Raw genomic sequence first — 14,821 nt, 5'->3', positions numbered from 1 at the left:
GTCCTCGCTCCCCATTTTTGCGCAGACTCCTCCCACAAATCACGGAGGCGATCAGAAATGCCCACAACAATGCGCGGCGACATTTCGACCACCTCGCCAGTGTCGATGGCAATGCGACTGCATTGCTACCTTTTCGACAAAACTTAGGGGGTACCCCTAAGTTCCCCCCACGACCGCCCTAGATGCTGTAAGCAGCGTTGATGCGACCACTCGGCCCCCGGCGACCGGACAGAGAGAGGCCTTATCAGTCATGAAAAGAAGCCATATCGCATTTCTCGGAGTTCCCGCTTACGGCCACATGTACCCCACCCTCTCGGTCGCCCAGGAATTAACGAGAAGGGGCCACAGAACCACCTACGCGACCAATGAATCCTTCGCCGAGGACGTGCGCCGCTCCGGGGCGGCGCTGCTGGCCTACCCACCGGAGATGGCGAAGACGATCACCTTCGAGCTGGCCGACAACTCCAGCACCGAGGCCGTCCTGCTGGCCTGCATGCGATTCTTCGAGCAGAGCGTGCTGCATATCGACGAGCTGGCGGCGCGCTTTTCCGCCGACCCGCCGGATCTCATTGCCTACGATCCGCTCCTGCTCGGCGTGGCGACCGTGCTCGGCCGCCGCTGGGGCGTGCCGATCGTCGGGACGCACCCGAACCTCGCGTTCAACGAGACCTACAACTGGCCGGCGCGGAGCCAGCAGGAGGTGTTCGGCGGCCCCGCCCCGACGCGGGCGGCGCTGGACACCGTCGAGCTCATCACCCGGATGGCCCCGCTGCTCGCGGAGCACCAGATCGACATGAACGCGCTCACCACCACCCGCGAGCTGACGCTGACCTTCGTGCCGCGCGAGTTCCAGCCGTGCGGGGACAGCTTCGCCGACAACCACGTGTTCGTCGGCCCGGCCCTCGACGGCGCGGTCTACCAGGGCGAATGGGCTCCGCCGTCGGACGGCCGCCCGGTGCTGCTGGTATCGCTCGGCACGCAGTTCAACGAGCGCCCCGCGTTCTTCCGCCAATGCGCCGCCGCGTTCGGCGACCTCGACTGGCACGTCGTGCTGACGCTGGGCGGGCGCGAGCCCGATGCCTCGTTCGGCGAGATCCCGGCCAACTTCGAGGTCCGCTCGTGGGTCCCGCAGGCCGCGGTGCTCAAGCACGCTTCGGCCCTGGTGTGCAACGGCGGCATCGGCACCGTGCTCACCGCGCTGCACGAGCACACCCCGGTGGTCGTCGTGCCCGAGCTGACCGAGCAGACCACCATCGCCGACCGCGTCGCCGAACTCGGCCTCGGCCGCGTCCTCCCCCCGGCCGAACTCAGCGCGGAGGCGTTGCGGCAGGCCGTGATCGACGTCGCGGCCGACCCGCGGCTGTTGGCTCGCATCGACGAGATGGCCGGGCACATCGACGCCGCCGGTGGCACCGCGCGCGCCGCCGACGTGATCGAGACCCGGCTCGCCGACGCGGCGGACCAGCCGACGACCATCACCCGCGAGGACTTCCGCTACCCGAACATGCTGGTGGCCAACAACCAGCGCTTCATCGGCACCCCCGACCGCGTGCACGTCGTGCGCTCCACCAACCAGGTCGTCAACGCCGTCGCCGCGGCGGTGCGCGAGGGCGTCCGGGTCGCGGTGCGCAGCGGCGGGCACTGCTTCGAGGACTTCACCACCTCCGGCGTGCGGGCCCTCATCGACATGTCGCAGATGAACCGGGTGGAGTTCGACGCCTCGCGCAACGCCTTCATGATCGAGGCCGGCGCGACGCTGCGGCAGGTCTACGAGTCCCTGTTCAAGGGCTGGGGTGTCTCGATCCCCGGCGGCAACTGCACCGGGATCGGCCTGGGCGGGCACATCATCGGCGGCGGCAACGGGTCGCTGTCGCGCTCCTTCGGCACCGTCGTCGACCACCTGCACGCCGTCGAGGTCGTCGTGGTCGACGCCGACGGTCACGCGCGGGCCGTCGTCGCCACCCGCGAGCCCGACGACCCGCACCACGACCTCTGGTGGGCGCACACCGGCGGTGGCGGCGGGAACTTCGGTGTGGCGACCAGGTTCTGGATGCGCTCCCCCGGAGCTTCGGGCACCGACCCCGGCTCGCTGCTGCCGCGCCCGCCCGGCCGGATGCTGAGCGCGCAGCTGATCTGGCCGTGGGCGGCGCTGGACGAGAAGAGCTTCGTCACCCTCGTCGGCAACTACGGCCGGTGGCACGAGGAGAACAGCGACCCCGACTCACCGAACACTCCACTGTGGAGCGTCCTGCTGGCCTCGCGCCGGACCCCCGACCCCACCGCGCTCGGCGTCATGGTCAACATCCAGATCGACGCGGCCCACCCCGACGCCCAGTCCATGATCGACGGGCACGTCGCCGAGCTCACCGCGGGCGTCGACGCGCCACCCTTCGCACCGGGCTCCGCCGCTGCGCCGTGGCTGGACGGCTTAACGTGGCAGGGAATGGGCGGCCCCGACAACCCCGCCACCCGACGCATCAAGTACAAGGGCGGCTACCTGCGGCGGTCCTACACCGACGCGCAGCTGACCGCCACCCACCGCTACCTCAGCGAGCCCACCGACGCCGTCGGCTACCTCTTGCTGGTCGGCTACGGCGGCCAGGTCAACGCGGTCGCCCCCGCCGAAACCGCGCTGCCGCAACGAGATTCGGTGATCAAGGCGGTGTTCTGCTCGATGTGGGGCAGCGAGACCGACGACGAGGCGAGCCTGACGTGGATTCGGCAGTGGTACGCCTCGGTGTACGCCGAAACCGGTGGTGTGCCCGGCATCGACGAGATCAGCGACGGCTGCTACATCAACTACCCGGACGTCGACCTGGCCGACGCGACGCTGAACAAGTCCGGGCTGTCGTGGCAGGAGCTGTACTACAAGGACAACTACGCCCGCCTGTCGCAGGTGAAGTCGAAGTGGGACCCTCGCGGGATCTTCCACCACGCCATGTCCATCAGCTGACCACGCCGTTCAGCGCAGGACACCCCAGCGCAGGCCGATCGCGCTGGGGTGTTGTCGCCGTTCAGCACTGACGAACGGCGTCGGCGCGGTCGTTGGCCCATGACGGCACGTTCTTGGCGCCCACGGGCGGCCCCAGCGCGAGCACGATCCGATCGAGCACGATCTCGCGACCAGCGGACGTGTCGATCAAGCAAGCGGCATCGCCCACCTTGCCCACGAAATGCCAACTCGACACCTGGTCGCGCACCGTTTTCCCCAGGTTGACATATTTTGCGTCGCAGAATCCGACGCCCTCCGCGGGGCCGCCGAGGTCGGCATCGACGAACACGGACACGTACGGCCAGCACCCCGCAGGCGCTGCCTGGGCGGTGGTCGGCGCGACCAGCCCTCCGGCCAGGGTCAGTCCGAACGCGATGGCTGGGAGAACACGTCGAGCGCGCATGAACGATCTCCTCCGATCTCTACTGGTGGTCGATCAGGTTTCGTTGACGATCCGCAGTGCGCCGAACAGCAACGCCAGCACGACGTAGCCCGGCAGCGCCACCACGCACCTCAGCACGAACGTCGAGCTTCGCCTGCGCAGGAAGAGCCAGGCGACGAGACCGGCCAGCAAGCCGGGCAGCAGCAGCCTGGCGGTCACCCCGCCCGCGACCTCCGGCGACGGAAACCCCAGCGCGATCCCCACGATGACCAGCGCCGCCCCGAACCACACGAGTCCCGCGAGCAGACACTTCACAAGGGAGGTCCTGCCCATCACCGGCGGGCCGGGCGGCACAGTGGGCGGCTGCGACGAGGAATACACAGTTCTCTCCTGCTCAGTGCGAAACGCGATAACCCGCCAAACAATGGCAGGCACGCGAACGCTAACACCGCCAACTGACCGACTCCGACCATCCCAATGGACGTGTAGCCAAAAACAGGGACGGCAAGCCCTCCAACAGAAACGACATGAGGAAACCTCATGCCCGCCCGCAAATAGTGAACCCTGTCGGACTTTCACCAAGAATTCAAGAAACAGAAAGGGCGCCCAACACTTCAGCGCCATCCGCAACAGTACAGTGTCCGATGTACTGTTGCCGGTGGACTGCCGTGACCGAGGAAGGGGCGCTGCCGTGGCCGCCGTCGCGCTTGTGCTGTGCGTGCTCTACCTGACGCTCGCGTTCGGCGTGCGGACCGTCCTGCACCGCCGCCGCACCGGCTCTTCCGGCTTCCACGGCATCAGCGGCCGGGCGGGCTCCGCGCAGTGGTGGGGCGGGGTGCTCTTCGCCGCCGCCGTCACGGCGGGCCTGGCCGGACCGGCGGCACAGGTCGCGGGCCTGATCGGCGCGGTCCTCGATCACCCCGTGCTCGACGTGGTCGGAATCGTGCTCGCCGTTGCGGGGATCGTGGGCACGTTGCTCGCCCAGCAGGCGATGGGGGCCGCCTGGCGGATCGGAGTGGACCCGGACGAGTCCACCGACCTGGTCCGCCTCGGCCCCTACGCGCACGTGCGCAACCCGGTGTTCACCGCGATGATCATCACCGCCGCCGGGCTGACGCTCATCGCGGGAGATGTGCTGTCACTGCTGGCTTTCCTCGCCCTGGTGGTCGCCATCCACCTCCAGGTGCGCACCGTCGAAGAGCCCTACCTGCTCGCGCACCACGGCCAGGACTACGAGCGCTACCTGGCCACCACCGGCCGCTACCTGCCCAGGCTCCCCCGACGATCGGACCGCACCGGCTAGCGGCCTCCGGGCGCGTCCCCTGTTCCTGGGGCAAACGGACATTCGCGTCGTCAGTTCCAGGCAGGCGAAGAAACGCGCGAACACCATCCGACGACTGGTTTCCGGACTTGCGCTTCGAACCCCAACACAAGGGCTGTTTCTGCTTCTAGCCGCTTCTCAAGAACACTTTCACGAGGGCGTCATGCAGATCCGACGGAAGCCGAACCTGGGACGGCCCGTTGGTGATGGCCCAGGGCTGGTCCAAGCAGCTCAACCGCGGCAACCACACCTGTCCCGTCCAAGTCCAAGCGGTCCTCGAGACCGGCCGCGGTGAAGGCGGCCACCAGGTCGTTCCTGCCTTCGGTGAAGTGCGCCCAGCCTTCGTGGTGCACGGGCACCACCCGGCGGGCGCCCAGAATCCTGGCTGCCTCGGCCGCTTGGGCGCTGTCGAGAACGATCGGCGTTCCGTCGAAGAGCACGGAGAAGCGCGGTGCCCCGGCGAACAGGATCGCGGTGTCGACGGGGCCGAAACGCTCCGCGATCTCCTCGACCGCGGCGAGCGAGGCGTTGTCCCCGCTGACGTAGACGGTGGGCAGCGCGGTCCCGGTCAGCACGAAACCAACGACCTCGCCGGTGATCTTCTCGACCTCCTCGCGCGGTCCGGGCCCGTGCACGGCCGGCACCCCGGTCACCGTGAGGGTGCCGCCCCCGGGACGGTCGAGGACGGCTCGTTCCCAGTCGGCCAGCCCTCGGGCCGTGCCTCGAAGGCGCTGGGCACCGCCGGGCGTGGTGAGGGTGAGCGCGACGTCGGCGAGCAGTGCCCGTCCGGCGGTGTCGAGGTTGTCGGGATGCTCGTCGTGGGAGAGCAGCACGACGTCGATGCGGCCGAGTTCGGCCGCCGTGGTGCGGGCGGGCGCGGTCTTGGTCAGCGAGCCGCCGGGCACCTCGTAGTCGCCGGGACCGTCCAGGGTCGGATCGGTGAGCACTCGCAGACCGCCGTACTCGACCAGGGCGGTCGGGCCGCCGAGCACGTGGACGGGGACCTGCTGGAACGCGGGTGGATACGGGGCCACCACGACTCCTCACGCTTGAAGGTGTTTCCATCCGTGAGGAAGGACGGTAACCGTGTCTCACGGATGAACACAAGCGCTACCATGAGACTCATGGCAGAACACGCGCTCCCGCCCGCCCCAGGGGCCGAGCGCTACGTCGCGCTCGACTTCGCCAACAGCGCACTCGCCCTGCCGAACGGGCAGTTCGTCGACCACCTCGGCACTCCGACGGCGACGGCCGCGTGGCTGCGGGAGCACGGCCTCGCGCCCCCCGGCGTCGAGGTCAGCGAGATGTGCGCGGCGCAACTGCGCTCACTGCGCGAGCACCTCAGGTCCCTGTGCGCCGCCCGCGTCGACGGGGTACCCGCCCTGCCCACGGCGCTGTCCGCCGTCAACGACGCGCTGAGCCGGGCTGCCACGGCCGAACTGCTGCACTGGGACGACACGACCGGCCCCTACCGCGCGATCCCGTGTCCCACCAACGAGATCCTCGCGCACGCCCTCGCCACCCTCGCGGCCAACGGGGCGGACCTGCTCACCGGCCCCGACGCCGAACGTCTCGCCCGCTGCGGCTCAGCCCCCTGCAACCGGTTCCTGCTGCGCCACGGTCGCCGCCACTGGTGCTGCACGCGGTGCGGCGACCGCGCCCGCGCCGCCCGCGCCTACTCCCGCCGCACCCCCAGCTGACAAGTCGGGAAGCGCACCCGTGCGCGCGATCACGATGCAACCCGTGCTCACCGCCGAACCGCCCCTGGCCGTTGGAGGTGTGCGGGTGACCGACAGCTCCACCGGCACCGTGCTGGCTCTCAGGCTCGGTCGTGCTAGCCCAACACGACCGTGGTCCCGTCATCGGCTCGCAGCACCCGGTGTTGGCAGTGCAGCTGGACGGCCTCGGCGAGCACCGTGACCTCCGCGTCGCGGCCCAACCGGGCGAGATCGGCTTCGCCCGGGCGTGCCAGGTGGCTGGCCGAGCGCCACTGCTGCGCGATGATCGGGCCCTGGTCCAGCTCGGCGGTCACGTAGTGGGCGGTGGCCCCGACCCCCTTGACGCCCCGCGTGGCGGCCTGCCGGTACGGCCGCGCCCCGACGAAGCTGGGCAGCAGGCTGTGGTGCACGTTGATCGCCGGGACGTCGTGCTCGTCCAACCACGCGCACAACTGCGGCGACAGAATCCGCATGTAGCGGGCGAGCACGACCAGCTCCGCGCTGTGCTCTTTGACCAGTCGACGCAGCTCCTCCTCCGCCTCCGCCGGGCCCGTGTCATCGATCCGTAAGCGCGTGAAGGGAATCCCGTGCGCGGCGGCGACGGGCTCCAGCGTGCTGTGGTTGGACACGACGGCGGCGATCTCCACGTCCAGCCGGCCGTTGGCCCACCGGTCGAGCAGGTCCGCCGCGCAGTGCGTCTGCTGGGAACCGAGCACGAGCACGCGAGGGCGGCGCGTCAGTGAGTGGATCTCACATCGCGCCACCCACTGCGTCCCGATCGCGGCGAAGCCGTCCCGCAACTCACGCTCCGGCCGGTCTGAGCGGAAGACAAGGCGCACGAACAGGTTCCCCGCGGCATCAGGTGCCACACGGGTTTCCCCGACCAGCCCGTGCCGGCCCACCCACTCGAGCACCATCTCAATCGCGCCGCCCCCGCCCGGGACGGCGCCGACGAGCACGTACTCCCCGGTCCCCATCACGCCTCCGCCCGGCGCCGGCGCAACCCGTCCACAAGCACGCACACGACGTACAACACCAGCAGCGCGCCCACCATCACCGCGTTCCACACGCCGCTCAGCACCAGCCACCACGACCGGCCTCGCTTACCCCGTCTGTATGACATCTGCAATTCCCTTCCAGTCGTGGCGAACGACTCGGTCTTGCTGGCGGGATAGGTGGGCGGTGGCGCACCCCGCGCGGGGAAGCGGCCATTCACGGCGAAACTGGACAAACCTCGGCCCGGCTATTTCACCGCGCCGAGATCGAACTTCTCCGCTGATCACGTCAACGGCGCAGCCTTCCTCGCCGTCATACCCGAATGCTCTCACGCCGGATTTCAAGAATCTCCAACCAAATGTTCCCAGCGACGCGGTTTCATGCACACGTGAATCGTCGTGCGCGCCCGGGCCACCTGGAATGACGATCCGATGAACACAGGACGTCTCCGACCACCAGGACCTCGCAGTACCGCTCCAGAGCCAGCACCTCGGAAATCTCCTTGCGCCGACGGGAAGGTTTGCGCGCGGGAGGATTCCGCGCGCGGGGGCAACCTTTTCGCGAACTCCCCGCCGATCCCGGGATGCCGCGAGAGTGATGGGTGGAACGGCGACAAGGACGCGGAGAGCCACGAATCAGGGATCTTGGTCCAGGTTCTCTGAAATGCACGCACAACGAGTTGTCCACCATGGACCGCCACTGATGCGACCAAGCGCTCCACAGCACGGTGCCCGCGTCCAAGGCGATGAGGCTCCCGCCCGGCGCCAGCGGCACGGCTTTCCGGCGCGGGCCCCAACCGTTCAGGTGAATCTGAGATTCCTCGGATACCAGGCATCTACCGAATGCCCCTGGCAGACAGCCCGCAAAGCCGGTTGCTGACCGTAGTCACCGCCGCCGTGGCACGAGCGCGCCCAACTCGGGGTTAGCCTCCGTGGCGCCCTGTCCGACCATCCAGCGTCGCGAAGTGGGAACTCATGGCACACAACGATTCGCCGCCGCGCAGCGGCGTGCTGACCAAGCGCGCCTTGGTGTTGGCCTCGCACGCGGTCGAGCGGGCGGCCCTCGCCTCAGGCGGGCAGGACATGCTCGTGATGGCGATGTTCCAGCGGCTGCCGTACTTCGAGCGCGAGCGCCGCGTCTACACCGAGCTGGCCGCGCTGGCCAGCTGCACGGTGGTCGGCCTGGTGGACCGCGTGCGGCCGGACCTGCCGCACGGCGTGACGCCGGTGCTGCTGCGGGAGAGCGAGGAGCTGGCCAGGGAGTGGTCGGTGGTCGTGCTCTCCCCCACCTTCGGCGCCGCGGTCGTCGCCCACGACCTGGAGCGCGTCGAAGCGCGGGCGAGCTCGTTGGAGTCGGCTCGGTTGTTCGAGGGGCGCTGGGGGATGCGGCGCGACGAGGCCTACGCGGAGGCGGTGCGCCTGCGCGACGCCCTGGGCGACCGCCTGCCGCCCTCCGCGCGCGCCGGGCTGGACCGGGTGCTGCGCGGCGTGGTCGAGCAACCCGCCTCCGAGGTCGAACTGCGGGTGGAAGCGGTCGTGCGGCACCTGCTCGGCCGGTTGGAGCGCACCAGGACCAACTACCTCGACCTCCGCGAGAAGGTCGACGCCGATCGCGGGTTCGGCCGCGACCCGTGGACCGGGCTGCACTCCGCGGGCACGCTCGCGCCGTGGCTCGGGCTCAGCGCCCCCGACACCCTGCCCCTCGGTCTGGCGCTGGTGCGCGTGCCCGACCTGGTGGGCATGGAAGCGCAGCGCGGCGCGCGCACGGCCATGCACACCGAGAACAACATCGCCGACGTGCTGCGCAGGGAGCAGCGTCGGCAGGACCGTGCATTCCGCTTGTCCAAGACCGAGTTCCTGCTCGTGCAGCCCGGGGTGAGCGAACCCGCGCTGACCGCGTCCGGGCGCAGGCTGGCCGACCGCATCGGCAGCGCGCTGGCCGACTCCTACCCCTTCGTCGGGGTCACCGCCGAGGTCGCGACCGTCATCAGCACCAGCCGCCCACTCCCGCTGGACCAGCTGCGCGCGAGCCTCGCGGAGAACGTGCCGCCCGGCCACCAGTCCGCCGCGGACGTCCTGGGCCAGACCGCGCCCATCCCGGTCGTTCGCACACCGAGCACACTGGTGGACGCCGAACCCGGCGCCTGAGTGGGGCTGCTCTCCTCGGCTGACATCCGCACCCAGACCAATCCTTCGGTGCCACGGCGACGAACCACCCTGCTCGAGGTCTGTCTAGAGCAGGGGCGGAGAATTCATGGGCAGCACGGACAACCCATCGCGAGCAGGCGGCACGGTGGCCTCCGTGCGCATCACCGAGCAGGACGTGGTCACCGTCGACGTTCGAGGCGAGATCACCAGCGAGACAGCGGGCGATCTCGCGCGTGCCCTCGAAGCCGCGGCGGTTCGGCCCGCGCGGACGATCGAGCTCGACCTCACCGAGGTGAGTCACCTCAGTCTGGAAGGCGCAGCTCTGCTGGCCGAGTTCGCCCAGCGGTGCCGCGCCGAAGCCCGGAACCTGCGCGTGCACGGCTCCCCCGTCGTGCGCCACAAGCTCGGCCTCACCGGTCTCTCCGGCCTCGTCCCGACCTCGGACTGAACGTCGAGCGCGATCACGCGCTGTCGGGTTGGAGGGTGAACAGCACCCTGGTGCCACCCTCGGCGGGCGTCTGAATCCACAGCTCACCGCCGTGGCGCTGCACGATGCGGTGGACGATCGCCAGTCCGGCGCCGTGGCCGCCGCCGAAGGCCTCGCGCTCGTGCAGCCTGCGGAAGAGCCGGAGCACGTCCTCGCGGTGCGCTTCGGGGATGCCGATCCCGTTGTCCTGCACGTAGATCGCCGGCGTGCGCTCGGGTGTCGTCGTGGTGCCGACGGTGACCGTGCGCGGGTGCTGCGAGCGGGCGTACTTCGCGGCGTTGACCAGGAGGTTGATCAGGATCTCCTGGAGCCGCTGCGGATCGGCCAGCACGAGGGTCCCCGGCTCGGGAGCGGTGAGCTGGACGTCGTGCTCGTGCAGGCGCAGACCCGCCACCTCCAGCGCCGTGCGCACGGCCTGGGCCAGGTCGACCTCCTGCGGGCGCAGCTGGCCGTGCCCGAGCTGGGCGAAGTGCAGCAGCGAGTTGACCAGCTCGTCGGTGCGCTGCGCCAGCTGCTGGATCGTGTGCAGCCGCCGCGCGGTGACCTCGTCCAGCGCGCCCTCGGCGTCCTCGGCGATGAAGGTGGTGATGTTGGAGATGCCGCGCAGGGGTTCCTTGAGCTCGTGCGCGGCGATGTGGGCGAAGGTGTCCAGGTCGTTGTTGGCCCGGCGCAGCTCGTCGTTGAGCGCGGCGAGCCGGCGGCTGTGGCGCAGGGCGAGCGTGGTCAGCGCGCGGCCGAGTTCCGCCGCGCCCGCCAGGTCGGAGGAGGACCAGGGCACGCACCGTCCTCGGACGAGCGCCTTGTAGACCGCGGAGGAGCCGCGCGGGGTCAACCGTTCTCCGTGCGTGCCGAGCCGCACGGGGTGACCGGGATCGGCGGCCCACGTGCGGGAGGCGCTGCGCTCCCCCCGCGTCCAGGCGAGCAGATCGCCTGTCTCCGGCAGCGCCAGGACCAGCACGCCGCTGAGGTCGTTGGCGTGCGCGGCGAGGTCGGGGTGGTGCTCGGTCAGGCTGTCGCTGCTCCAGACCTCCCCTGGGGCGAGCTCGGGCAGTCGCGGCCACAGCGCGGCGAGGCCCTCCCAGCAGGAGTCGGTGTCGTGGTGCAGCACCGTCGCGTGGCCGTCGCGCTGCAGAACGATGCCGTCGGCCGGGACCAGCTCCTTCAGCAGGTCGACGCTGGCGGCGATCGAGTCGGTGGTGTGGGTGTCCAGTGCCGGGACGAGACGGGAGAGCGCCGTTCGCGCGCGCTGCCGTGCGAGGGAGGTCTCGGCCTCTTCGAGCGCGGCGAGCTGGAGGGAGAGGCTGACGCCGAAGAGCTCGCACGCCGCGCGCACTTCGGCGTCCAGATGGCGGGGAGCGAGCCCGTGGCAGGCGATCAGCCCCCAGAGCCGTCCGTCGTGCAGCACCGAGACCGACATCGAGGAGGCCACGCCGATGTTGCGCAGGTACTCCAGGTGGAAGGAGGAGACGGTGCGCAGCGCGGAGTCCGACAGGTCCAGCGGCGCCTCCGCGTCGGCACCGGGCCGGGACAGCAGCAGCGCGGTGCGGTCGTCGACGTCGTGGATGACGCGAATCCAGTTGCGCTCGTAGAGGCGACGGGCCTGCGGCGGGATGTCGCTTGCCGGGAACCACAGGCCCAGCCAGGGTTCCACGCCGTCCGCGAGCGACTCGGCGAGCACCTCCCCCGGCCCGTCCGCGCCCTCGAAGCGGTAGGCCACCACCCGGTCGTACCCGGTGAGCTGACGGATCTCCGCCACCGCGGTCGAGCACACCTCCGCGACCGTGCGCCCGTGCTGGAGCCGGGTCAGCGCGGAGCGCACCTTGGGGTAGAACTGGGAGAAGTGGAAGGAGTCCTGCGCTGAACGCGGTTCGAACTCCAGCACCAGCAGGCCGTCCGCGCGGTAGACGGTGACGTCGAAGTCGGCTCCTGGCGGAACGCTCAGGTGCAACAGCCCCCGGTCACCCGTTGGCGCCGCCGCCGTGGCCTTCACCGCGCCCAGCCCATCGGGCCCGATCACCCGCGCCACGGGAGCACCGAGGAGTTCCTCCGCGGCCACCCCCAGGATCTCGGCACAGTTCTGGCTCGCCACCGCGACGCGGTCGTCGGCGTCCATGGCCAGCAACGCGCCGTAGGACTGGACACCACCGAGGCGGTGGATGGGTTCTCGTTGGCACAGCGCGAGATCGAAGGGCGTTCCGACTTCGGCTTCCGCCGCGCGTTCCCTTGGCCCGAGCGGGAGGGGGTCGTCCGGGCTGAGGTTCATGCCACTCCTGGTGTTCTCCCGCGCGAGTTGCCCGCCAGCGGTTCGTGGCGAACTGTACAGTCAGCCGTCGCCATCACAATGGCGCACAACACCAACGGAGTGGAGCGAAGAGCATGACCGCTCGCGTGCGGCCGTCATGGCAGTCACAACTGCACGCGCTGTGGAAATCCGCTTTCGACGCCGCCAACACCAAGGACTTCGCCCAGGAGCTCTACCTCGGCCTGCTCTCGATGCCGACCGCCGTTGGCGTCCTGGGCGCGCGGCTGGCGCCGAACGCGGGCGTGAAGGTCGTTCGGTGGGCCGACTCCGGCGGTATCCGCACCGCACCGGAAGGTCTGGCCGCCGAGGTGACCGAGTGGACGCGCGCCGCGCACGGGCAGGGCGTGCACCTCTCCGGCCCCTGCGAGATCACCGAGCTCACGCTCGCGGACCTGCGGCGCTCCACACCGTCACTGGCTTCGCGCGTGGCCGGGGCGGGTGCCACCGGGCTGCTGGTGGCGACCTTCGCCGTGGCCGGGCGGGAACACGGGCTGCTGGCCGTCGCGCTCACCCGGCTGCCCGCGCCGCGCGAGCTGGTGGTGGCGGTGGAGCAGGCGATCGACGTCATCGTCGCCGCCGACCACCGGATCAAGGACCAGATCGAGCTCGACGACCGCGCGGCCACCGACGCGATCCTGGCCGAGGCGTCGTTGCGGTTGGCGACGTCCCTGGACATCCACGAGACCCTGCGCTCGGTGGTGCGGATGGCCGTCCCCGGCCTCGCCGACGGGGCTGTGGTGCACCTCAACCAGGGAGACCACATGGCGCCCATCGCGTTCGCGCACGTCGACGCGCGCCGCGAACACCTGCTGGCGGAGCACGTCCGGGCCGGTCGGTGGGCGGGCACCGTGGTCGTTGACGGCACCGACCGCTCCTCGTGGGACGACATGCCCCGCCCCTCGCAGCTACCCGCCGAGGTGGACCTGGAGCTGATGACCACGACCGTCCTGCGCGCTCGCGGGCACGACGTCGGCCTGCTCACCTTCCTGCACCGCGACAGCACGCGGCGCTGGCCCGCCAGCGAGTTCCTGCACAACCTCGCCGGACGCGCCGCGCTGGCCATCGACAACGCCGGCCTCTACGAGCAACGCCGCGAGGACGTCGTGTCGTTGCAACGGCACCTGCTGCCCAGCACGCTCCCGCACGTCGACTCCCTGGAGTTCGCCACCGGCTACCACGTCGGCGACAACCGCCTGGACGTCGGCGGGGACTTCTACGGCGTCGTCGAGCAGCCCGACGGCACGGTCACCGCGCTCATCGGCGACGTCTGCGGCCGGGGTGCCGCGGCGGCGGCGTTGACCGGACTCGCCCGGCACACGCTGGAAACGATGCTGGAAACCGGAGCCCAGCCCGCGGGCGCGATCCAGTCGCTGAACACGAAGTTGTTGCGCGCCAAGGTCGAGCGGTTCCTGACGCTGGCCACGGCGACCTTCGGCCCCGTCACCGCGGAGGGGACGCCCGTCACGCTGCTGAGCGCGGGCCACCCGCCGCCGTTCCTCGTCCGCCGCGACGGCACCGTCGAGGAAGCCGCCTGCCGCGGCCAACTGGTCGGCCTGCTGGCCGACCCGCACCTGCGGCCCGCGCACGAATTCCTCCGCCCGGGCGACTACCTCATCCTGTTCACCGACGGGCTCGTCGAAGCGCGCAACGCCGACCGGGCGTTCTTCGGTGAGACCGACATCGAGGAAACCTTGTCCCGTCTGCGGGATCTGCCGCTCTCGGAGATCGCGCGCACGATGGTCACCGGAGCTGGGCGCTACACCGTCGACGACGACGCCGCAGTCCTGGTGATCCGCCACCGCGGCAACCGCGCCCTGCACCTCAGGCTGCCCGCGCGGGAAGCTGCCGGTGCCGCGCTGACCGCGCTGCGGCGGCTCCGCGGTGACGAGTCCGCCGCGCTCCCGGCCAGCATCACCGCGTTCCTGGAGGGCGCTCCGGAGGGCGAGGTCCTGGTCACCGTCGACGGCGACCAGGTCTGGACCCGCGTGGAGGTCTCCTCCACGGATTCGGCGTGGGGGCTGGTGTGACGACGATCCTCGTGATCGAGGACAGCGAACAGGACCGCGAGGCCATCCACCGCGCGCTCTCCCGCTCGCACCCCGAACTCGTGCTGGAGTTCCTGGCCGCCGCCGAGCTTGCCCACGATCGCCTGCGCGATGACAGCCGAGCACGGCCGTCGCTGGTCCTGCTCGACCTGAACATGCCCGGCGTGGACGGCTACCGGGTGCTGAGCCAGGTGCGTGAAGATCCCGCGCTGGCCGACCTGGTGGTCGTCGTCTTCACCTCCTCGACGACCTCCGCCGACATCGACCGCTGCTACGCGGCTGGCGCTGACAGCCACATCTACAAGCCGGTCAACTTCGCGCTGTTCCGCACCGTCCTGCAAGGCGCTCTGGACTACTGGCAGGCCAACGAGTTCAGACGAGCACCGAACCCGCCGCACCGGACCGACCCAGCGCCACTGTGATGCGGGCGC

13 protein-coding genes are annotated in these 14,821 nt (G+C 70.3%); 7 read left to right on the top strand and 6 right to left on the bottom strand.

The genetic code is table 11. The features are described from left to right. Window positions 1-250: 250 nt before the first annotated feature. A complete protein-coding gene (locus CCN37_RS40825) occupies window positions 251-2,953 on the top strand; it encodes a macrolide family glycosyltransferase (protein WP_256388041.1) in 2,703 nt (900 codons plus the stop codon). A 61-nt stretch (window positions 2,954-3,014) separates the two neighbouring features. On the opposite strand, the gene CCN37_RS13365 is transcribed toward CCN37_RS40825, so the two are convergent. Both CCN37_RS13365 and CCN37_RS13360 read right to left on the bottom strand, forming a co-directional pair. Then, on the bottom strand, window positions 3,015-3,395 hold the full coding sequence (locus CCN37_RS13365; protein WP_086821071.1) for a hypothetical protein: 381 nt from the start codon (window positions 3,393-3,395) through the stop codon (window positions 3,015-3,017). Between the two features lie 33 nt (window positions 3,396-3,428). Next, window positions 3,429-3,755 carry a hypothetical protein gene (locus CCN37_RS13360; protein ID WP_143261593.1) on the bottom strand — a complete coding sequence of 109 codons (327 nt, stop codon included), beginning with the start codon at window positions 3,753-3,755 and terminating at the stop codon, window positions 3,429-3,431. Window positions 3,756-4,065: 310 nt separating this feature from the next. Between CCN37_RS13360 and CCN37_RS13355 the strand changes: the two genes are divergently transcribed. Then, window positions 4,066-4,677: an isoprenylcysteine carboxylmethyltransferase family protein gene (locus tag CCN37_RS13355; RefSeq protein WP_210407999.1), complete on the top strand. Its 612-nt coding sequence runs from the start codon at window positions 4,066-4,068 to the stop codon at window positions 4,675-4,677. Window positions 4,678-4,856: 179 nt separating this feature from the next. On the opposite strand, the gene CCN37_RS13350 is transcribed toward CCN37_RS13355, so the two are convergent. Next, window positions 4,857-5,729, bottom strand: a complete 873-nt coding sequence (locus CCN37_RS13350) for an MBL fold metallo-hydrolase (protein WP_086821078.1) — start codon at window positions 5,727-5,729, stop codon at window positions 4,857-4,859. Window positions 5,730-5,819: 90 nt separating this feature from the next. On the opposite strand from CCN37_RS13350, the gene CCN37_RS13345 reads away from it, so the two are divergent. After that, on the top strand, window positions 5,820-6,395 hold the full coding sequence (locus tag CCN37_RS13345) for an ABATE domain-containing protein (protein WP_246843010.1): 576 nt from the start codon (window positions 5,820-5,822) through the stop codon (window positions 6,393-6,395). A 134-nt stretch (window positions 6,396-6,529) separates the two neighbouring features. On the opposite strand, the gene CCN37_RS13340 is transcribed toward CCN37_RS13345, so the two are convergent. Together CCN37_RS13340 and CCN37_RS39825 are read right to left on the bottom strand one after the other, a co-directional pair. After that, a complete protein-coding gene (locus tag CCN37_RS13340) occupies window positions 6,530-7,390 on the bottom strand; it encodes a formyltetrahydrofolate deformylase (protein WP_086821067.1) in 861 nt (286 codons plus the stop codon). Beyond that, window positions 7,390-7,536 carry a hypothetical protein gene (locus tag CCN37_RS39825; protein ID WP_168200654.1) on the bottom strand — a complete coding sequence of 49 codons (147 nt, stop codon included), beginning with the start codon at window positions 7,534-7,536 and terminating at the stop codon, window positions 7,390-7,392. The genes CCN37_RS13340 and CCN37_RS39825 overlap by 1 nt, the downstream gene beginning before the upstream one ends. An 847-nt stretch (window positions 7,537-8,383) precedes the next feature. Here CCN37_RS39825 and CCN37_RS13335 point away from each other — a divergent pair. Both CCN37_RS13335 and CCN37_RS13330 read left to right on the top strand, forming a co-directional pair. Next, entirely contained in the window at window positions 8,384-9,556 is a 1,173-nt protein-coding gene (locus tag CCN37_RS13335) for a DICT sensory domain-containing protein (protein WP_086821066.1), read from the top strand. 106 nt (window positions 9,557-9,662) lie between these two features. Beyond that, window positions 9,663-10,004, top strand: a complete 342-nt coding sequence (locus tag CCN37_RS13330) for an STAS domain-containing protein (RefSeq protein ID WP_086821065.1) — start codon at window positions 9,663-9,665, stop codon at window positions 10,002-10,004. Window positions 10,005-10,017: 13 nt separating this feature from the next. On the opposite strand, the gene CCN37_RS13325 is transcribed toward CCN37_RS13330, so the two are convergent. Further along, complete coding sequence (locus CCN37_RS13325) at window positions 10,018-12,306, bottom strand: ATP-binding protein (protein ID WP_086821064.1); 2,289 nt, start codon at window positions 12,304-12,306, stop codon at window positions 10,018-10,020. 113 nt (window positions 12,307-12,419) lie between these two features. Here CCN37_RS13325 and CCN37_RS13320 point away from each other — a divergent pair, with 113 nt between their 5' ends. Then, window positions 12,420-14,372 (top strand): PP2C family protein-serine/threonine phosphatase, encoded by a 1,953-nt coding sequence (locus CCN37_RS13320; protein WP_086821063.1) that lies wholly within the window; start codon window positions 12,420-12,422, stop codon window positions 14,370-14,372. Continuing rightward, the gene (locus CCN37_RS13315) at window positions 14,369-14,812 is read left to right on the top strand and encodes a response regulator (protein ID WP_246843009.1); all 444 of its coding nucleotides are present in this window, start codon (window positions 14,369-14,371) and stop codon (window positions 14,810-14,812) included. Before CCN37_RS13320 ends, CCN37_RS13315 begins: the two co-directional genes overlap by 4 nt. Window positions 14,813-14,821 lie beyond the last annotated feature (9 nt).

This window comes from Allokutzneria sp. NRRL B-24872, from assembly GCF_002155965.1.
Classification (GTDB): Bacteria; Actinomycetota; Actinomycetes; order Mycobacteriales; family Pseudonocardiaceae; genus Allokutzneria.
The sequence above is the reverse complement of the archived record's forward strand: the minus strand, read 5'-3'. Positions and strand labels throughout refer to the sequence as shown.